We start from the raw sequence: 19,237 nt of genomic DNA on the forward strand, positions 1-19,237 counted from the left end.
CTCAGGACGGCCGGGCGCGGGTGCTCACGGCCGTCCGTCCCCCACCGAGCTGCGGCCGAAGGCCCGTCCGCTGCGGCGCACCTCGACGGCCATCTGCTCGGCCAGGTCCCCACCGCCGAAGCGGGTGATCAGGGCGTCGGAGAACCCGCTGAGCACCACCGGCCGCAGCGCCTGCACGAGCGCGATCGAGCGGGGTATGTAGATCTTGCGCCGACGTCGCTCGATGCCGTGCAGCAACGCGTCGGCGCAGCGCTCGACGCTCACCACCCGCGACAGCGGCCACGGCAGCCGGCTCTGGGCGTCGCGGAACGACGGGAAGTCGTCGCGGATGTCCCGGACCAGGTCGGTGTCGATCCAGATCGGGTGGGCGGTGCCGACGGTCAGCCCGTGCCGACGGTTCTCCAACCGCAGCACGTTGCCGAACTGTTCCACCCCGGCCTTCGACGCGCAGTACGCGGCCATCCCCGGCATCGCCGCGAAGGCCGCCGCCGACGACACGATCAGCACATGGCCCTGCGCGGCCAGCACGTGCGGCAGCGCCGCGCTGACCGTGCGGACCACGCCGGAGAGGTTCACCTCGATGGTGCGTACCAGCGCCTCCACCGGCCCCGTCGCGACGGTGCCGAGATTGGCGACGCCGGCGTTGGCCACCACCACGTCGATGCCGCCGTACCGCTCGACGGTGGAGGCCACCGCCTGGTCCAGCCCGTTCTGATCGGTGACGTCGCACTCGTACCAGTGGCCGTCCACCTCCCGGGCCACCTCGCGCAGCAGTGCCGGCTCCAGGCCGGCCAGGGCGACCCGCGCGCCGCGGGCGGCAGCGCCCCGGGCCAGCGCGGCGCCGATGCCACGGGCGCCCCCGGTGATCAGGATCGTTCGGCCACGAAGGTCATACCGCATCGGAGCGCTCCAGGTTCCGGTCCGTGCCGTCGATCTCGACGGCCTGATGGTCGGCGGGACGGAAGCGGCGCAGCCGCCACCGGTAGCCGGTGGCGTACCCCGGCCAGATGGTGCTGTTGCGGCCGGTGGCGTCGAGGTACCAGCTGGCGCAACCGGTCTGCCAGACGGTGCCGCGCATCCGCCGGTCGACCCGTTCGGTCCAGCGCCGCTGCGCCTCGACGGTGGGCTCGATCGCGGTCACGCCGGTGGCCCGCAGATGCCGCAGGGCGGCGATGATCAAGCGTAGCTGCGCCTCGATCATCAGCACCACCGAGGTGTGTCCGAGCCCGGTGTTCGGGCCGAGCAGGAAGAACAGGTTGGGGAAGCCGGCGACAGTGGTGCCCTGATACGCCCGCATGCTCGGTGTCCACGCCGCGGCGAGGCTGCGCCCGTCGCGGCCGTGGATGCGGGAGAGCACCGGCGGATCGGTGACGTGGAAGCCGGTGCCGAGGATGACGGTGTCGGCCGGATGCTGCCCACCGTCGGTGGTGACCAGCCCGTCGGCGGTGACCCGGCTGATGCCGGCGCTCACCACCTCGACGTTGCTCCGGGTCAGGGACGGCCAGTAGTCATCGGAGATGAGCACCCGCTTGCAGCCCATGGTGTAGCCCGGGGTGAGGGCCGCGCGCAGGCGCGGATCGGGCACCTCACGGCGCAGCTTGCGCAGGGACAACCCGGCGGCGACCCGGTTCACCCGGGGATGGAGGAAGCCGACGGCCATCGCCTCGCGCGCCAGGTACACCCCGGCCCGGGCGGCGCGTTGCGTGGCGGGGAACCGACGGAACAACGCCTGTCGCTGCGGGGTGATCCGCTGCGACCGTCGGGACATGACCCAGGCGGGGGTGCGTTGGAACAGGGTCAGTCGCGCGACGACCGGCTGGATGTGGGGCACGAACTGCACGGCCGAGGCGCCGGTGCCGACCACCGCGACCCGACGGCCGGTCAGGTCGTGGTCGTGCCGCCAGCGGGCGGAGTGGAAGACGGTGCCGGTGAACTCGTCGAGACCGGGGATGTCGGGCCGGACCGGTTCGCTCAGCGGGCCGGTGGCACAGATCAGCACCCGGGCGTGGTACTCGCCGCCGGAGGTGTCCAGCCGCCAGCGTCCGCGCCGGGAGTCCCAGTCGGCCCGGCGCAGCTCGTGACGCAGCCGCAGCTTCGGGCGTACGCCGAAGCGGTCCACGCAGCCGCGCAGGTAGTCCCAGATCTCCCGCTGCCCGGAGAAGGTGGCCGACCAGGACGGGTTGGGCGCGAACGAGAAGGAGTACAGGTGCGACGGCACGTCGCAGGCGCAGCCGGGATAGGTGTTGTCCCGCCAGGTGCCGCCGACGTCGTCGCCCCGGTCGAAGACGAGGAAGTCGGTGAAACCGGCCCCCTGCAACCGGATGGCCGCGCCCAGGCCGCCGAAACCGGCCCCGATCACCGCGATGTCGATCTCCATCATTCCTCCGCGTCCGCGAACTGCCCCGCCTGTCCGGACGCGCGGGTCAGCTCCCGGGGGAGTTCGGCACTGCGCCGGACGCCTTCGATGCCGCTCCACAGCAGGATGGTGAGGTAGTCGGTGAGCGCAGCCCGGTCGATCGGCTGGCCGTGCACGGTCCACCAGTCGCCCACCGCCTGCACGAAGCCGACCAGGCCGTACGCCCACGGCTCCGCGGGGCCCGCGTCCAGGCCCAACGTGTGCAACCTGTCACTTATCACCCGGGCCAGCCCGGTCGCCACCTGCTGGCTGGTGCCGGCCAGCAGCTGCTGGATGCCCGGTACGCCGGACTGGTGGACGAGGAACTGGTAGAGCCGGGGTTGGGACTCGATGACGCCGAGGTATGCGTCGATGGTCGCCTCGACCAGGTCACGTTCCTCGCGTACCCGCTCGACGGCGGGCGCCACGGCCTCGACCACCCGGGCCGCCACGTGCTCACCGACGGCGAGCCAGAGCTGCGACTTGTCGGCGAAGTAGCGGTAGAGCACCGGTTTGCTGACCCCTGCCGTGCTCGCCACCTGCTCCATGTCGACCTGCGGGCCGTACCGCAGCAGGGCCTGCACCGCGGCGGCGATCAGCGCGCGGCGGCGCTGCTCGCGGTGGTCGGCCCAGCGATCCTTGCGCCCACTGCGGGCGGCCGGCGTCCGGTGGGCCGGGGCGTTGCCGGCGCCGGTGACCTCAGTGGGCGAATGCATGCTACTACTCGTAACAGTTACTTGACGTCACGTCAATTCCGCGACGCCGGCCCCACGCGGTCCGCCACGGCCTGCGGCACCCGTGCCGCTGCGCTGGCCAGTGTCCCCGCGACATGCTTTGCTCTGCTTCACACCCACGCAATGGTTTTCGGGACGACCAGGACGACAAGGGGGACCGTGCGTGACCGATTTCGTCGGCGCCGTGGACCAGGGCACCACCAGCACCCGATTCATGATCTTCGACCACAGTGGTAATGAGGTCGGCCGGCACCAGCTCGAACACCAGCAGATCCTGCCCCGCGCCGGCTGGGTGGAGCACAATCCACTGGAGATCTGGGAGCGGACCCAGACGGTCGTGCGTACCGCCCTGAACACGCACAACCTGGCCGCGCCGGACCTGGCCGCCCTCGGCATCACCAACCAGCGGGAGACGACAGTGGTGTGGAACCGGCACACCGGCCGGCCGTACTACAACGCCATCGTCTGGCAGGACACCCGTACCGACCGGATCGCGACTGCCCTGGAGCGCGACGGCCGGGGCGAGGTGATCCGGCGCAAGGCCGGCCTGCCGCCGGCGACCTACTTCTCCGCCGGCAAGATCCAGTGGATCCTGGAGAACGTCGACGGGGTCCGGGCGGCGGCCGAGCGCGGCGAGGCGGTCTTCGGCACCACCGACACCTGGCTGCTCTGGCACCTCACCGGCGGCACCGACGGCGGCGCGCACGTCACCGACCCGACGAACGCCAGCCGCACCATGCTGATGAACCTGGAGACACTGGACTGGGACGACGAACTGCTGTCGTTCTTCGACATCCCCCGCGCCATGCTGCCGCGCATCGTCGCCTCCTCCGACCCGCACGCCTACGGCAGCACCCTGCCGCACGGCCCCTTCGGCGGGCCGGTCCGGATCACCGGCGACCTGGGTGACCAGCAGGCCGCCACCGTCGGCCAGGTCTGCTTCGCGCCGGGCGAGGCGAAGAACACCTACGGTACGGGCAACTTCATGCTGCTCAACACCGGCACCGACATCGTCCGCTCGGAGGCCGGACTGCTCACCACCGTCTGCTACCACTTCGCCGGTTCGGCACCGGTCTACGCGCTGGAAGGCTCCATCGCGGTCACCGGTTCGGCGGTGCAGTGGCTCCGCGACCAGCTGAAAATCATCAGCAACGCCGCGCAGAGCGAGAACCTGGCCCGCCAGGTCGACGACAACGGCGGGGTGTACTTCGTACCCGCCTTCTCCGGCCTGTTCGCCCCGTACTGGCGCTCCGATGCCCGAGGGGCCATCGTCGGGCTGTCCCGCTACAACACCGACGCCCACATCGCCCGGGCCACCCTCGAGGCGATCTGCTACCAGAGCCGGGACGTGGCCGAGGCGATGGCCCAGGACTCCGGCGTAGCCCTGGAGTGTCTCAAGGTCGACGGTGGAGTCACTGTCAACGAACTGTGCATGCAGTTGCAGGCGGACATCCTCGGCGTGCCGGTCAGCCGGCCGGTGGTCGCCGAGACCACCGCCCTCGGCGCGGCGTACGCCGCAGGGCTGGCCGTCGGATTCTGGCGCGACACCGACGAACTGCGGGAAAACTGGAACGAGAGCCGGCGCTGGCAACCCTCCTGGTCGCCGCAGCAACGCGCGACCGGCTACGCCGCCTGGCGCAAAGCCGTCCACCGCACCCTCAACTGGATCGAGGTGTAAGGAAGGGCCCCCTGTTAACGCCTGGTGTAGAGGACGGGCCCCCTATTAACATCCCGTCTCAAAACTGGCTCGAAACTTTCTCATTACCCGACGATTCGAGATAGCGGTAGACGGTGGCGCGGGAGACGCCGAACTGGGCGGCTATCTCGTCGGCCGAATGGGTGCCGGCGGCGTGCATCCGGCGGGCGGCCAGCATCTGGTCTGCCGTGAGCGACGGCGGCCGCCCCGGCCGTCGCCGCCCGGTGGTCCCCGTCGACCCGGTCCCGGCCCGGCCGCTCGGAATCGCCGGGACGTCCTCCGGCGAGGCGTCGCCGTCGTTCAGCTCGGGGGCTCCGGTCGCGCCGACGCTCAGCAGGCGGCGGACGCCGTCGAGCATGTCGGCGCGCAGCACCGCTGCGGGTACGTCCAGGAGGAACACCACGGGGTCGCTGCACATCGCGATCGCCTGCACCGCCCGGACCCGGTCGCGTCGGCTCCCGTCCGGACCGGCGACGAGCTCGTTGGCGCGCATCGCGATCTGCACCAGTCGGTGGTACGTGCTGCCCCGCTCGACCAGGGCGAGATCGTGGAAGAGCATGCCGAGCGGGCCACGATGTTCGAGCATGGTGTCGACCCAACCCTCCAGCAGGGTCCACCTCGCCCGCTCCGGGGTCAGCGCCCCGGCGGTCTCCAGCAGCGTCTCCAGGTCGCGGACCATGGGTTCGGCCAGAGCTGTCAGCAGGTCTCCCTTGCTGGGAAAGTGGTAGAGGATCGCGGCCTTGGTCAACCGGAGTCGCTCGGCGATCTGGCGCAGTGAGGTGCGCTGGTAGCCCTGTTCGGAGAACAGGTCGAGTGCGGTGCGCAGGATCCGGCTACGCGTGTCGTCGGTCTCCGCCACGGTCATGGCGACAGCGTAGTCGTTACTGACCGATGGAAAGCAGATGTGCATTGACTCCTTACCATCGGTCAGTGCAGTGTGGAAGTCGACACCGGTGTGACGGGAGCGCCCCATGTCAGTGATCTCCATCGAGAACCTCGTCAAGACCTTCGGCCGGGTACGCGCGCTCGACGGACTCGACCTGCGGGTGGAACCGGGGGAGGTGCACGGCTTCCTCGGGCCCAACGGTTCCGGCAAGTCGACCACCATCCGGATCCTGCTCGGCCTGCTGCGCCGCGACTCGGGACAGGTGCGGCTGCTCGGTGGCGACCCGTGGCGGGACGCGGTGGCACTGCACCGGCGGCTGGCGTACGTCCCGGGCGATGTCAGCCTCTGGCCCAACCTCTCCGGCGGCGAGGCGATCGACCTGTTCGGCGCGCTGCGCGGTGGGCTGGACCACCGCCGCCGCGACGAACTGCTGGACCGCTTCGCCCTCGATCCGACGAAGAAATGTCGCACCTATTCCAAGGGCAACCGGCAGAAGGTGGCCATCGTCGCCGCTTTCGCCTCCGCCGTCGAGCTGTACGTCCTCGACGAGCCGACCTCCGGGTTGGACCCGCTGATGGAGGCGGTCTTCCAGGAGGAGGTCCGCCAACTCACCGGGGCCGGCGCGAGCGTGCTGCTCTCCAGCCATGTGCTGGCCGAGGTCGAGGCGCTCTGCGACCGGGTCAGCATCATCCGCGAGGGTCGCGTGGTGGAGGCCGGCACCCTCACCGAGCTGCGACACCTCGCCCGCACCACGGTGACGGTCGAAACCGGCCGCCCGCTGACCGGCGTGACGGACCTGCCGGGGGTGCACGAGGTCCGCCCGGTCGACGGCCGGGTCCGGTTGGAGGTCGAGCCGGCACACCTCGACACCCTGCTCGCGTACCTGGTCCGGTTCGAGGTGCGGGCGCTGACCAGCGCACCGCCCACCCTGGAGGAACTGTTCCTGCGCCACTACGGCGACCACGCCGACAGCGACCGGACCGCCTCCGTCGGAGGCGCCCGATGAGTTCCTTCACCGGTACGTCCCGGCTGGTCCGGCTCGCGCTGCGCCGGGACCGGGCCCGGCTGGCGATCTGGGTGCTCGGCACGCCGCTGATCGGGTACGCCCTGGCGCAGAGCGTGGCCGGCCTCTACCCCGACGAGCAGACCCGCCTCGGGTACGCCGAAACCGCCGTCACCAGCGTGGTGGCCCGCGCGTTCAACGGTCCGATCGCCGGCACCGAACTCGGTGCGGTGGTGGTCACCGAGACGTACCTCACCCTTGCGCTGCTCGTCGGGCTGCTCAGCACCTTCGCCGTCATCCGGCACACCCGCCAGAACGAGGAGACCGGGCGGGCCGAACTGCTCGGTGCCGCCGCCGTCGGCCGGTACGCGCTGCTCACCGCCGCCCTGGTGGTCGTACTCGGTGCCAACGTGCTGGCTGCCGCGCTGCTCGCGCTGGCGTTCGTCGGCGCCGGACTGCCGGTGGCGGGCTCGGCGGCGGCCGCCGCGGCGATCTGCGGCGTAGGTGTCGCTCTCACCGGGATCGCCGCCGTCACCGCCCAACTCACCGTCACCTCCCGAGGCGGCAACGCGCTCGCCGCCGTCGCGGTGGGGGTGGCGTTTTTGCTGCGGGCCGCCGGTGACGTGCTCGGCCAACGGGAGTCGGGCGGCGTCCGGCTGGACAGCGCCTGGCCCACCTGGCTCTCCCCGCTGGGCTGGGGCACCCAGGTGCGTGCCTTCGGTGCGGAACGCTGGTGGGTCCTCGCGCTGCCGGTCGCCCTGCTCGTCGCCGGGGTCGCCGTCGCCTTCGTACTGACAGAACGCCGGGACTTCGGCGCCGGCCTGCTCGCCGCGCGCCGCGGACCGGCCCGCGCCGCCCGCGGGCTGCTCAGTCCGGTCGGGCTGACCTGGCGGCTGCACCGTGGCGCGTTGGCCGGCTGGGCGGTCGCGGTGGCGGTGCTCGGTGTCTGCATGGGACTGGCCGGGAACGAGGTCGACGCCATGATCGCCGACAATCCGCAGACGGCCGAGGTGATCGCCCAACTCGGCGGTGGCGCGGAACTTGTCGACGCGTACCTGGCCGCGATGCTCGGGATCTTCGCGTTGACCCTCGGCGCGTACGTGGTGCAGGCCCTGCTGCGCACCCGCAACGACGAGACCGACGGCGTGCTGGAGGCGCTGCTCGCCACGGCTGTCGGCCGCACCCGATGGCTCGGTACGCAGCTGCTCGGTGCCGTGCTCGGCGCGCTGGCGCTGCTGCTGCTGGCCGGGGTCAGCACCGGCCTCGGCTACGGGCTGGCGGCCGGCGACCCGATCGGGTGGACCGTCGAGTTGGGCGCTGCGGCGTTGCTGCGGCTACCGGCACTGCTGGTGGTCGCCGGGGTGGTGGCGGCCCTGTTCGGCGTGCTGCCGCGGGTGTCGGTTGCGCTGAGCTGGTCGGTGCTGATCGTCTTCCTGCTGCTCGGCCAGTTGGGCGCGGTGCTCGACCTACCGCAGGCCGCACTCAACCTGTCGCCCTTCACCCACATCCCCTCGGCGCCCGCCGCCGACCTGACGGTGCTGCCCCTGGTGCTCCTCACCGCTGTCGCCGCCACCCTGTTCGCCGCCGCCCTCGTCACCTTCCGCCACCGCGACATCCCCGGCTGAGGTGTAAGGAGGGGTCCCCTGCTAACGCCTCGTGTATAGCAGGGGACCCCTTTTAACATCCGACGCGGTGCCCGACGCGGTGCCCGACGCGGTGCCCGACGCGGTGCCCGACGCGGTGTCCGACGTGGTGTCTGACGTGGTGTCCGACGCGGTGCCCGACACGGTGCTCGGCGTGACGCATGGTGCGGCGTGGCGCTCGGTGCGGTATCGAGGGTGTCGCGCCAGGGTTACAGCACCTGGGAGAGGAAGCGGCGGAGGCGGGGATGCTGGGCCGACTCGAAGATCGCGGCCGGTTCGCCGGCCTCCAGCACGACTCCGGCGTCCATGAAGGCCACGGTGTCGGCCACCTCGCGGGCGAAGCCCATCTCGTGCGTCACCACCACCATGGTCATGCCCTGGCTGGAGAGGTCCGCCATCAGTGCCAGCACCCCCTTGACCAGTTCCGGGTCCAGCGCCGAGGTGGCCTCGTCGAAGAGCATCACCTGCGGCTGCATGGCCAGCGCGCGGGCGATGGCGACGCGCTGTTGCTGGCCGCCGGAGAGGTGTGCCGGGCGGGCGTCGGCCTTCGCGGCCAGCCCGACCCGGTCCAGGTGCTCGCGGGCGAGCGCCGCCGCCTCGTCCTCGCCGAGTTTGCGGATCCGCCGCAGGGCGAGGGTGATGTTGCGCAGCACGCTCATGTGCGGGAAGAGGTTGAACTGCTGGAACACCATGCCGATCCGCTGGCGTAGGGCGTCCGGGTCGTCGCCGAGCACGCTGCGTCCGTCCAGCAGCACGTCGCCCCGGTCCGGTTCGAGCAGCCGGTTGACCGTACGCAGCAGGGTCGACTTGCCCGACCCGGACGGACCGATCACGCAGGCGGTGGCGCCCTGGGCCACGTCCAGGTCGACGCCGCGCAGCACCCGGTGGTGTCCGAAGGCGAGGTGGACGTCGCGCAGGCTGAGACTTACCGATTCGCTCATCGTTGGTTGCCTCCGGCGGCGCCGGGCAGCGCCAGATCGAGGTCGTCGGGGTCGTCGCCGGTCGCCGGTCGGCCGTGCCGCAGCCGCCTGTCGATCCAGTTGACCACATGGGTCAGCGGCACGGTCAACGCCAGGTAGAACAGCCCGGCCAGCAGTAGCGCCGACTGGTTGCCGGTGTTGGCCGCGTAGTCCTGCCCGATCCGGAACAGTTCCCGCTGGCTGGCCAGCAGGCCGAGGAAGTAGACCAGGCTGGAGTCCTTGATCAGGGCGATCAGTTGGTTCACCCAGGCGGGCAGGATCCGGCGGATGCCCTGCGGGATGATCACCCTCCGCATCGCCTCGCCCCAGGTGAAACCGAGCGCGCGGGCCGCCTCCAGCTGGGTGGCCTCCACCGACTGGATGCCGGAGCGGAAGATCTCACCGATGTACGCGGATGCGATGAGCGACAGCGCCAGGATGCCCAGCGGGTACGGGTTGGGCCCCCACACCTGCATGCCGAGTGGGGCCAGGCCGACGCCGATCAGCAGGATCGTCGCCGCCGCCGGCAGGCCGCGGAACACGTCGGTCCAGACCCGTGCCGGCCAGCGCAACCAGCGGGTACGCGAGATGCCGGCCACGGCCAGCACGATGCCCAGCGCCGAGCCGAGCAGGGCGGCGGTGACCGCCAGGATCAGCGTGTTCGGCAACCCGACGGTGAGCATCTCGGGTAGCGCCTCGCGCATCGACTCCCAGTCGAAGAACGTCTCCCACAGGGTGCGCAACGGATCCACTGTCGACCTCCGCCCAGCTCGCTCGTCGTCCTACCAGCTCAGGAACCGGCCGCCACCGACACCGAAGCCGACGGTGCCACCGATGCCGAGGGCGGCGTCACGTCGCCGCTGCCCGGGGTGAATTCGGCAGGGATCGGCCGGCCCGGGTAGTACTGCTCCTGCAGGCGGGTCCAGGTGCCGTCGGCGATGACCTCGTCGAGTGCCTTGTTCAGTGCCTCGCGCAGCGCGTCGTTGCCCTTGGCGAAGGCGTACGCCGTCGGGGCCGGGCTGAGTTCCTTGGCCGCCACCTTGATCTTGCCGCCGCTGTCCGCGGCGGTCTTCTCACCGATCTCGGCGGGGGCGATCCAGGCGTCGGCGGTGCCGGCCTTGAGCTGGTTGATCGCGCCGTTGTAGTCGGGTACCCGTACCGGGTCGAGGCCCTTGTTGGTGGCGTAGTCGTCCTGGACGGTGCCCTGTACGACCACCACCCGCTTGCCGGCCAGCTCGTCGAAGCTGGTGAGCGTGGAACCGGCCGGCACGTCCAGACCGAAGTGCCCGAAGTCGTAGCCGTTGCCGAAGTCGACAGTCTTCTTCCGCGCCTCGGTGATGGTGATCGAGGAGCTGCCGATGTCGAACTTGCGGGTGTTGACCTGCGACAGCAGCGCCGAGAAGTCGGTGCCGACGAACTCCACGGTGAGGCCGAGCTTGTCGGCGGCGGCGACCAGCAGGTCGTTGTCGAAGCCGGTGAACTTGCCGTCCTTGAGGTACACGTTCGGCGGCGCGTCGGTGAGCGTGCCGGCCCGCAGCACCCCCGGCTGAAGCAGGTCGTACGGGTTGTCGGCGGTGCCGCCGGCGGAGTCGGAACCGCAGGCGGTGAGGGTGGCGGCGGCCAGGATGGCGGCGGTGCCGACGGCGGCGGCCCGGGTCAGGGCAGGAAGGAATCGCACAGGTGTCTCCTGATCGAACGGCGGTGGGCACGGGCGTGCCACACCGACGGTCCGTCGCAGGACGGACCGCAGGAACGGATCGTGGGAAAGTGGCCCGCTGGAGAGCGGGACGGCAGGCGGCGCGGTCAGCTACACGCGGCGCTGCACACCCGCATCATGTCGACGTGCCGGCGCTGGGTCAGGCCCAGACCGGGTGCGACAGGAGCGGTACGACTGCGCTGCGGCACGGCTCTCCCTCCAGGTCGTGATGACCTGGGGAACCAGGCCACGCTTGCACCGGAGACTGGCTCCGATGCCTGGTCCTCACCCGGGGCACCCCTGCGCGGACGAGGGTTGCCGGCCAGCGAGCCGGGGCTTGACGCTGACGCTCATGACCTGTCGCCGAGGCTAGCAGCCGGTGACGGGGTGGCGTCCACTCGTTATGACGGCCCTCACGCCGTGCCCGCCCGGGCTCCGGCGGGGCCGGGTGGGTGTTGCCGACAGCACCGGTGATCCCTTACGGTCTGCTCAGCGGTGGGCGGTGCGGTCCGCATCCGAGAAGACACCGCCGGTGGTTCACCACGCGGGGCCGGGGAGGGTGGCACTCCAGGGCCCGAGGCGCGTGGTGGTGTGCCGGCTGGCAAACCCCGAACCGAGGGCGGCGCGTCGAGGCGCCGGCCCGACCGTTGTACGGGGTACGCGGACACCCACCCCGGGAGCCACACTTGTTTCTCACCCCCCACGAGCAGGACCGCCTGCTCGTCCACGTGGCGGCTGACGTCGCCCGGCGCCGCCGCGAACGCGGCCTGCGCCTCAACTATCCGGAAGCCGTCGCGCTGATCACCGCGTTCCTGCTCGAGGGCGCCCGCGACGGCAGGTCCGTGGTCGACCTGATGGCCGCCGGTCGCACCGTGCTGACCCGGGACGACGTGCAGGACGGCATTCCCGAGTTGCTGAGGGAGGTGCAGGTGGAGGCGACGTTCCCGGACGGCACCAAGCTGGTGACGGTGCACCACCCGATCCCGTGATCCCCGGGGAGGTGCTGCCGGCCGCCGGGCCAGTGGAGATCAACGCGGGTCGGCCGGTGACCACCCTGCTGGTGGTCAACACCGGCGACCGGCCGGTGCAGGTGGGCTCGCACTACCACTTCGCCGAGGCCAATCCGGCCCTGGACTTCGACCGCGACGCCGCGTGGGGGCAGCGACTCGCCGTACCGGCAGGCACGTCGGTGCGCTTCGAGCCGGGGGTGAGCCGCACCGTCGACCTGGTGCCGTTCGGCGGTGCCCGGATCGTGCCCGGACTACGTGGCGCGTGCGGCGGCGCGCTGGATCGGGGGCGGGACGCGTGAGCAGCGTGGAACGCGACCGTTACGTCGCGCTGTACGGGCCGACCACCGGCGACCGGATCCGGTTGGCCGACACCAGCCTGCTCATCGAGGTCGAACACGACCACTGTGCCGGCGGCGACGAAGCCGTCTTCGGCGGCGGCAAGGTGATCCGCGAGTCGATGGGCCAGTCCCGGGCGACCCGGGCCGAGGGTGCCCTGGACACGGTCATCACCGGTGCCGTGGTCCTCGACCACTGGGGGGTGGTCAAGGCCGACGTGGGGCTGCGCGATGGACGGATCGTCGCGCTGGGCCGAGCCGGCAACCCGGACACCATGGACGGTGTCCACCCCGACCTGGTCATCGGCCCGGCGACCGAGGTGATCGCCGGCAACGGCCGGATCCTCACCGCCGGTGCGGTCGACACCCACGTGCACTTCATCTGCCCGCAGATCGTCACCGAGGCCCTCGCCGGTGGCGTGACCACCCTGGTCGGTGGCGGCACCGGCCCGGCCGAGGGCACCCGGGCCACCACCGTCACCCCGAACGCCTGGCACCTGGCCCGGATGCACGAGGCCCTCGACGCGTTCCCGGTGAACGTGCTGCTGCTCGGCAAGGGCAACACCGTCTCCAGCGAGGCGCTGTGGGAGCAGTTGCGGGCCGGTGCCGGCGGGTTCAAACTGCACGAGGACTGGGGCACCACCCCGGCGGTGGTCGATGCCTGCCTGCGGGTGGCGGACGCCTCCGGCGTGCAGGTCTCCATCCACACCGACACCCTCAACGAGGCCGGGTTCGTCGCCGACACGCTGCGCGCCATCGCTGGCCGGGCGATCCACTCGTACCACACCGAGGGGGCCGGGGGCGGGCACGCGCCGGACATCATCACCGTCGCCGGCGAACCCAACGTGCTGCCCTCGTCGACCAACCCGACCCGCCCCTACACCCGCAACACCCTGGCCGAACACCTCGACATGCTGATGGTCTGCCACCACCTCAACCCGGCGGTCCCGGAGGACCTGGCCTTCGCCGAGAGCCGGATCCGGCCCTCCACGATGGCCGCCGAGGATCTGCTGCACGATCTCGGCGCGATCTCCATCATCGGCTCCGACTCGCAGGCCATGGGCCGGGTCGGCGAGGTGGTGCTGCGCACCTGGCAGAGCGCGCACGTGATGAAGAACAGGGTGGGGGCACTGCCCGGCGACGGTGCCGCCGACAACCATCGGGCCCGGCGGTACGTCGCGAAATACACCATCTGCGCGGCCATGGCCAACGGGCTCGACCACGAGGTCGGCTCCGTCGAACCGGGCAAGCTCGCCGACCTGGTGCTCTGGGACCCGGCTTTCTTCGGCGTACGCCCACACCTGGTGATCAAGGGCGGCATGATCGCGTACGCCCAGATGGGTGACGCGAACGCCTCGATCCCGACCCCGCAGCCGATGCTGCCTCGGCCGATGTTCGGTGCCCACGGCGTGGCGGCCGCCGCCACCAGCCTGGCGTTCGTCGCCCCGGCCGCGCTCGACGCCGGGCTGCGTCTGGACGTACGCCGGCGGGTGGTGCCGGTGACCGACGTGCGGTCGCGCGGCAAGACCGACCTGCCGGAGAACGGTGCCCTGCCGCGCATCGAGGTGGAGCCGGACACCTTCACCGTCCGGATCGACGGCGAGGTGGTCGACCCGGATCCGGTGGCCGAACTGCCCATGGCCCAGCGGTACTTCCTGTTCTGATGACCGCACCAACCATGCTGCTGCTCCTCGCCGACGGGCGGTTCCCGGCCGGGGCACACGCACACTCGTCCGGCCTGGAGGCCGCCGTCGCCGCCGGGCGGGTCACCGACCTGGCCACGCTCGGCGATTACCTGCGCGGTCGGCTGGCCACCGCCGGCCTGGTCGCCGCAGCCTTCGCGGCGGCGGCCTGCCGGGCCGCCGAGCCGAGCCACCCGCGACCGTCGCCCAGTGGCGAGGCCGACCAGTCTCGGCTGCGACCGCCTCCGAACGGCGACGGCGACCGGGCTCGGCTGACACCGTCGCCGGGTGGCGACGCCGGGCAGGTGCGGCGGGCGGCGCTCGCCCGGTTGGACGCCGAGCTGGATGCCCGTACGGCCTCACTTGCCCAGCGGTCGGTGTCCCGCCGGCAGGGCAAGGCGCTGCTGCGCGCGGGGCGCGAGATCTGGCCCGCCGCCAGCTTCGACGAACTTCCGGCCGCGCCCGGCGGCCCGCACCAGCCGCTCGTGCTCGGGCTGGTCGGTGCCGCCGCCGGACTCGACCCGGCGCAGGTCGCCACGGTCGCCGCGCACGCCACGGTGACCGGGTCGGCAAGTGCCGCCGTACGTCTGCTCGGTCTTGATCCGTACCAGGTCCAGGCCCTGCTGGTGCGGCTCGCCGCCGCCTGCGACGCCACCGCGGCGCAGGCGGCGCGGGCCGCCGAGGAACCACCGGAGCGGCTGCCGGCCGCCAACGCTCCGCTCGCCGACATCCACGCCGAAGCTCACGCCACCTGGGAGGTGCGTCTCTTTGCGTCCTGAGATCGAACACGACGAGTCCGTTCCCCACACCCATCCCGAACCGGGGGTCGACCCGCACGCCCCGCTGCCCGCCGCCGCCCGGGCGCTGCGGGTCGGCATCGGCGGCCCGGTCGGCTCCGGCAAGACCGCGCTGGTCGCCGCGTTGTGCCGGTCGTTCGCCGACGAACTGCGCCTGGGGGTGGTGACGAACGACATCTACACCACCGAGGACGCCGACTTCCTCAAGCGGGCCGGGGTGCTCGACCCGGCGCGGATCCGCGCGGTGGAGACCGGCTGCTGCCCGCACACCGCCATCCGGGACGACATCGGCGCGAACCTCGACGCGGTCGACGAACTGGCCGAGGCGTTGGGGCCGCTGGACCTGGTGCTCGTGGAGAGCGGCGGGGACAACCTCACCGCGACCTTCAGCCGGGGTCTGGTCGACCGGCAGATCTTCGTGGTCGACGTGGCCGGCGGGGACAAGGTGCCACGCAAGGGCGGGCCCGGGGTGACCGCCGCCGACCTACTGGTGATCAACAAGACGGATCTGGCGCCGCTCGTCGGTGCCGACCTGGCCGTGATGGACCGCGACGCCCGCGCCCGGCGCGGCACCCTGCCCACGATCTTCCAGTCCATCACCGAGGATCCCCGGGCCAGCCGGGTCGCCGACTGGATCCGCCACGAACTGGCGCACCACCGCGTCGCGTCGCCCGTTCCGGTTCCCGCCGGGCAGCCCTGATGCGGGCCACCGCCCGGCTGGTGGCCCGTGCCGACCGACACGGCCGCACCACCCTGACCGAGCTGCGCGGCGAGAGCCCGTTGCTGCTGCGCCAGGTCCCGGCCGCCGGCGGTGGCCGCACGGTGTACGTCGTCGGCGGCGCGGCCGGTCCGCTCGCCGGCGACGACCTGCGCCTGGACATCGAGGTCGGCCCGGGTGCGGTCGTCCGGGTGCAGACGGTCGCCGCCTCCGTCGCGTTGCCGGGCCGACCCCGCACGGTCTCCCGGATGCTGGTCCGGGCGCGCGTCGCGGCGGACGCCGTGCTGCACTGGCTGCCCGAGCAGCTCGTCGCGGCTGCGGGCTGCGCGCACGTCACCGAGTCTCAGGTGGACGTCGCCGAGGGCGGTGTCCTGCACTGGCGCGACGAGCTGATCTGTGGCCGGCACGGTGAGCAGCCCGGCCACGCCGAGATCCACACCTGGGTCGACCTGGCCGCCCGGCCCCTGCTGCGGCAGTCCCTCACGGTCGGACCGGACGCGCCCGGCTGGTCCGGACCGGCCGTGCTCGGTGGTGCCCGCGCCACCGGGTCACTACTGATCGTCGACCCGGCCCGGCCCGCCGAGCCGGCGGCGGTACGCGGCACGTTGACCCGGCTGCCGCTGGCCAGCGGCCCGGCCACCCTCTGGACCGGCACCGCGCCGGACGCGCACACCCTGCGCGGACTTCTCGACGGGGCGAACGGGTTGAGTAGCATCGCGGTTACGGCCGGAGCAGAGGAGCACAGGGTTGTACGAGTTGGGTGAGGTCGTCGCCGAGCGGCGGATCGAGATCGTCGTCCCGGACGGTGCCACGTCGGAGTTGGTGGTCCGGTTCGGCAAGCCGCACCCCGACCCGTTGCCGGGCGGTGACTGGTGCTGCCCGTTCCAGATCGAGGGGCTGGGCGAGGGCGCGGTCGACGCCGCGTTCGGAGTGGACTCCCTCCAGGCGACGCTGCTGGCGGTGCAGAGTGTGCGGCTGCTGCTGACCGAGCACGCCGCGCAGACCGCGGCCCGGCTGGACTGGTTCGGGCAGCCCGACTGGGGCCTGCGCGTCGATCCGGGTCTGACGTCCCGGGAGGTCACCACCCGGCACGCCTACCTCGCCGCCGCCGGCATCGCCGCCGCGCTGCTGCGTACGCCGGCGCTGGCCGAGCGCTGGAGGACGCCGAGCGCGTTGCCGAACTACTCCGTCGGCGGGCTGGCCCGGCACCTCGCCAACCAGATCATCCAGCCGGCGGAACTGCTCGACGCGCCACCGGGACATCGCGCGATCGAGGTGCTGGCGCACTTCACCGGCAGCGCCTGGGTGACCACCAGCGCCGACGACGCGGACAACACCAACATCCGGGAGCGGGGTGAGCGGGCTGCTGCCGCGACCACTGCCGATCGGCTCGCCGCCGAGGTCGAGGGGGTGCTGGCGAAGCTGCGCCACACGGTGCCCGCCGCGCCGCCGCACCGGATCATCGACCTCGGTGACTGGGGTCTGGCCGTCGACGACTTCCTGCTGACCCGGTTGCTGGAGCTGGTGGTGCACGTCGACGATCTGGCGGTCAGCCTGGACCTGCCGACACCCGAGCTGCCGGCGGAGGCCATCGAACTGACGAACGACCTGCTCACCCGGATCGCCGCGTGGCGACACGGCCCCCTCGCGGTGGTGCGCGCACTGTCCCGCTCAGAACGTGCCCCGGAGACCGTCAGCGCGCTCTGAGCGCTGTTAATCGGTTGGCCCATGTGGTGCGGGCGGCTAGCGTGCCGGGTTCATGGACCTGCCGCGAAGCTTCGTCATCCGCGAGGGCGACCTCCGCATCCTCAACCCGTTCGACGCCGGCAAGCTGGACACCCTGGGGCGGGCGCTGAAACTCGCACCCGGCACATCGATCCTCGACCTGTGCAGCGGCAAGGGTGAACTGCTCTGCACCTGGGCCCGCGATCACGGTGTGTTCGGCACCGGCGTCGACATCAGCACCGCCTTCACCGCCGCCGCCCGGCAACGGGCAGCCGAGCTGGGCGTGACCGACCAGGTCCGCTTCGTGCACGGCGATGCCGCGTCGTACGTACCCGACGAGTCGGTCGACGTGGCGGCGTGCGTCGGTGCGACCTGGATCGGCGACGGTGTTCCCGGCACCCTGGAGATCCTGGCGCGCTGGCTGCGTCCGGGTGGGATGGCGCTCGTCGGCGAGCCGTACTGGCGGATCGACCCACCCGACCAGGCGACCGTCGAGGCTTGCCACGCCACCAGCCGCGACGACTTCCGGGACCTGCCCGGCCTGGTCGGCCTCTTCGGTGAGCTGGGCTGGGACGTGGTCGAGATGGTGTTGGCCGACCAGGACAGTTGGGACCGTTACTCGGCGGCGCACTGGCTCAACCTGCGCCGGTGGCTGGACGACAATCCGCAGGACCCGCTCGCCGCCGAACTGCGGCAGGAGTTGACCGAGGATCCACTGCGCCATGTCCGCTATCGCCGTGACCACCTGGGCTGGGGCGTCTTCGCGCTGATCCGCCGCTGACCCGGGCCGGGGCGCGGTTCCGGCCGTGGCCGTCGGTTGCTCCACCACTCGGCGGATCGATGCCTGTGCCACGGGAGATCGGACGGTATGGCACCGTGTGTCCGGTGCCGGTGCCGGTGCCGGTGCCGGTGCCGGTGCCGGTGCCGGTGTCCGCCGGCCGGACCGCGATTCAGGGGGAGTGGCGAATGACCAAACAGGTGAGTCGTCGAGCTGCGATCGGGATCGGCGCGGCAACGGCGGCGCTGGTGGCGACACCGCGCAGTGCCACGGCGGCACCGGGTGCCAACGCGGCAGGTGTCGCGGCTGGCACCGCCGCTCAGCCGACGCCGGTTCTGATCCGGCGGGTCTACCAGGACCAGAAGGCGCGAGCCGGTGGCGCGTGGCACTCGCACGTCGCGATGGTCAACGCCACCGGCGGGCTCGACGTCGTGGTGGACGACGACGCGGACCGGGTGACGCATGGCTACAGCGTGCAGAAGCTGGCGGTCGCGGTGGCCGTCATGGACAAGATCGATCGTGGTGAGCTGCGGCTCGACCAGCGGCTCGACCTGACCGCCGACATCATCCTCGGCGGTAGTGGGATCTACTTCCTCCAGACCGTCTGGGGCGACGAGGTCACGGTGGCGAACTTCCTCACCGCGCTGCTGCTGGTCTCCGACAACACTGCGGTGCGGATGTGTGGCCGGGTGGTGCCGGCACTGGAGATCAACCAGATCCTCGCTGCCAAGGGCTTCACCCACACCCGGGTGGAGCCGGTGGCCAACCCGAACCGCTTCTTCCTCGGCGTGACCACTCCTCGGGAGACCCACGACCTGCTCTGGCGGCTGGCCAACAAGACCCTGCTGTCGACCCGCTCCAGCGACTTCCTGCTGGGCATCCTGCGCTGGATCAACGGCTACCACGACGGGATCCGCCGTGACATGTCCTCGGCCGAGCGCAGCCGGGTCGCCACGAAGTACGGCGCGGACTACGACACGCGGGGTGCCGCCCGGCACGAGGCCGGCATCATGTTCGACCCGACCGGCGCGCCGACGCTGACCTACGCGTTCTTCGCCGACTCCCTCGGCGACCTGGACAACTACGGCGGAACCCACCCGGCGGTCCGGGCCCACGCCGTCCTCGGCCGCACCATGTTCGACGCCATCCCGAAGAGAGAGGGGTGGGGGCTAGGCGGGGG

The 19,237-nt window shown here is 71.8% G+C and carries 19 protein-coding genes, 1 pseudogene and 1 riboswitch; of the genes and pseudogenes, 12 read left to right on the top strand and 8 right to left on the bottom strand.

Features of this window, described 5'->3' with window-relative positions:
• Window positions 1-24 precede the first annotated feature (24 nt).
• The 3 genes from C1I93_RS08575 to C1I93_RS08585 are packed head-to-tail and all read right to left on the bottom strand — an operon-like array spanning window position 25 to window position 3,111.
• Window positions 25-900 carry an SDR family oxidoreductase gene (locus C1I93_RS08575; RefSeq protein ID WP_111242693.1) on the bottom strand — a complete coding sequence of 292 codons (876 nt, stop codon included), beginning with the start codon at window positions 898-900 and terminating at the stop codon, window positions 25-27.
• Window positions 890-2,377 carry a flavin-containing monooxygenase gene (locus C1I93_RS08580; RefSeq protein WP_223256499.1) on the bottom strand — a complete coding sequence of 496 codons (1,488 nt, stop codon included), beginning with the start codon at window positions 2,375-2,377 and terminating at the stop codon, window positions 890-892. The genes C1I93_RS08575 and C1I93_RS08580 overlap by 11 nt, the downstream gene beginning before the upstream one ends.
• Complete coding sequence (locus C1I93_RS08585; protein WP_111242695.1) at window positions 2,377-3,111, bottom strand: TetR family transcriptional regulator; 735 nt, start codon at window positions 3,109-3,111, stop codon at window positions 2,377-2,379. The genes C1I93_RS08580 and C1I93_RS08585 overlap by 1 nt, the downstream gene beginning before the upstream one ends.
• Before the next feature lie 181 nt (window positions 3,112-3,292).
• Here C1I93_RS08585 and glpK point away from each other — a divergent pair, with 181 nt between their 5' ends.
• Entirely contained in the window at window positions 3,293-4,807 is a 1,515-nt protein-coding gene (gene glpK / locus C1I93_RS08590; RefSeq protein WP_111242696.1) for a glycerol kinase GlpK, read from the top strand.
• A 58-nt stretch (window positions 4,808-4,865) separates the two neighbouring features.
• On the opposite strand, the gene C1I93_RS08595 is transcribed toward glpK, so the two are convergent.
• Together C1I93_RS08595 and C1I93_RS33215 are read right to left on the bottom strand one after the other, a co-directional pair.
• Window positions 4,866-5,504 carry a helix-turn-helix domain-containing protein gene (locus C1I93_RS08595; RefSeq protein ID WP_420811770.1) on the bottom strand — a complete coding sequence of 213 codons (639 nt, stop codon included), beginning with the start codon at window positions 5,502-5,504 and terminating at the stop codon, window positions 4,866-4,868.
• Window positions 5,505-5,533: 29 nt separating this feature from the next.
• Window positions 5,534-5,690 (bottom strand): annotated as a pseudogene (locus C1I93_RS33215) (helix-turn-helix domain-containing protein); the annotation flags it as partial.
• A gap of 106 nt (window positions 5,691-5,796) precedes the next feature.
• On the opposite strand from C1I93_RS33215, the gene C1I93_RS08600 reads away from it, so the two are divergent.
• Together C1I93_RS08600 and C1I93_RS08605 are read left to right on the top strand one after the other, a co-directional pair.
• Window positions 5,797-6,717 (top strand): ABC transporter ATP-binding protein, encoded by a 921-nt coding sequence (locus C1I93_RS08600; RefSeq protein WP_111242697.1) that lies wholly within the window; start codon window positions 5,797-5,799, stop codon window positions 6,715-6,717.
• Window positions 6,714-8,339 carry an ABC transporter permease gene (locus tag C1I93_RS08605; RefSeq protein ID WP_111242698.1) on the top strand — a complete coding sequence of 542 codons (1,626 nt, stop codon included), beginning with the start codon at window positions 6,714-6,716 and terminating at the stop codon, window positions 8,337-8,339. The genes C1I93_RS08600 and C1I93_RS08605 overlap by 4 nt, the downstream gene beginning before the upstream one ends.
• Window positions 8,340-8,566: 227 nt before the next feature.
• Here the strand turns inward: C1I93_RS08605 and C1I93_RS08610 are convergent, their stop codons facing one another.
• Genes C1I93_RS08610 through C1I93_RS08620 form a run of 3 tightly spaced genes read right to left on the bottom strand, consistent with a single transcriptional unit; the run spans window position 8,567 to window position 10,994 of the window.
• Complete coding sequence (locus C1I93_RS08610; protein ID WP_111242699.1) at window positions 8,567-9,298, bottom strand: amino acid ABC transporter ATP-binding protein; 732 nt, start codon at window positions 9,296-9,298, stop codon at window positions 8,567-8,569.
• Window positions 9,295-10,068 (bottom strand): amino acid ABC transporter permease, encoded by a 774-nt coding sequence (locus tag C1I93_RS08615; protein WP_111242700.1) that lies wholly within the window; start codon window positions 10,066-10,068, stop codon window positions 9,295-9,297. The genes C1I93_RS08610 and C1I93_RS08615 overlap by 4 nt, the downstream gene beginning before the upstream one ends.
• Before the next feature lie 38 nt (window positions 10,069-10,106).
• Window positions 10,107-10,994, bottom strand: coding sequence for an ABC transporter substrate-binding protein (locus C1I93_RS08620; protein ID WP_111242701.1), 888 nt, complete (start codon window positions 10,992-10,994; stop codon window positions 10,107-10,109).
• Window positions 10,995-11,256: 262 nt separating this feature from the next.
• Window positions 11,257-11,370: riboswitch (SAM riboswitch) on the bottom strand.
• A gap of 328 nt (window positions 11,371-11,698) precedes the next feature.
• Here C1I93_RS08620 and C1I93_RS08625 point away from each other — a divergent pair.
• The 9 genes from C1I93_RS08625 to C1I93_RS08665 form a co-directional block, all read left to right on the top strand.
• Window positions 11,699-12,001 carry an urease subunit gamma gene (locus tag C1I93_RS08625; RefSeq protein ID WP_111242702.1) on the top strand — a complete coding sequence of 101 codons (303 nt, stop codon included), beginning with the start codon at window positions 11,699-11,701 and terminating at the stop codon, window positions 11,999-12,001.
• Window positions 11,998-12,321, top strand: coding sequence for an urease subunit beta (locus C1I93_RS08630; RefSeq protein ID WP_111242703.1), 324 nt, complete (start codon window positions 11,998-12,000; stop codon window positions 12,319-12,321). The genes C1I93_RS08625 and C1I93_RS08630 overlap by 4 nt, the downstream gene beginning before the upstream one ends.
• Window positions 12,318-14,021, top strand: a complete 1,704-nt coding sequence (locus C1I93_RS08635; protein ID WP_111242704.1) for an urease subunit alpha — start codon at window positions 12,318-12,320, stop codon at window positions 14,019-14,021. Before C1I93_RS08630 ends, C1I93_RS08635 begins: the two co-directional genes overlap by 4 nt.
• Window positions 14,021-14,818, top strand: coding sequence for an urease accessory protein UreF (locus tag C1I93_RS08640; protein ID WP_111242705.1), 798 nt, complete (start codon window positions 14,021-14,023; stop codon window positions 14,816-14,818). The genes C1I93_RS08635 and C1I93_RS08640 overlap by 1 nt, the downstream gene beginning before the upstream one ends.
• Window positions 14,808-15,536, top strand: a complete 729-nt coding sequence (gene ureG, locus C1I93_RS08645) for an urease accessory protein UreG (RefSeq protein ID WP_111242706.1) — start codon at window positions 14,808-14,810, stop codon at window positions 15,534-15,536. Before C1I93_RS08640 ends, ureG begins: the two co-directional genes overlap by 11 nt.
• Window positions 15,536-16,318, top strand: a complete 783-nt coding sequence (locus C1I93_RS08650) for an urease accessory protein UreD (protein WP_111242707.1) — start codon at window positions 15,536-15,538, stop codon at window positions 16,316-16,318. Before ureG ends, C1I93_RS08650 begins: the two co-directional genes overlap by 1 nt.
• On the top strand, window positions 16,302-17,261 hold the full coding sequence (locus tag C1I93_RS08655) for a DUF6968 family protein (protein ID WP_223256500.1): 960 nt from the start codon (window positions 16,302-16,304) through the stop codon (window positions 17,259-17,261). Before C1I93_RS08650 ends, C1I93_RS08655 begins: the two co-directional genes overlap by 17 nt.
• A gap of 52 nt (window positions 17,262-17,313) precedes the next feature.
• Window positions 17,314-18,060: an SAM-dependent methyltransferase gene (locus tag C1I93_RS08660; protein ID WP_111242708.1), complete on the top strand. Its 747-nt coding sequence runs from the start codon at window positions 17,314-17,316 to the stop codon at window positions 18,058-18,060.
• A gap of 104 nt (window positions 18,061-18,164) precedes the next feature.
• Window positions 18,165-19,237 (top strand): serine hydrolase (locus tag C1I93_RS08665; protein ID WP_258378267.1); only part of this gene is annotated, 1,073 nt, incomplete at its 3' end.

Origin of the sequence: Micromonospora endophytica, from assembly GCF_003236305.1 — a bacterium.
Taxonomy (GTDB): Bacteria; Actinomycetota; Actinomycetes; order Mycobacteriales; family Micromonosporaceae; genus Micromonospora; species Micromonospora endophytica.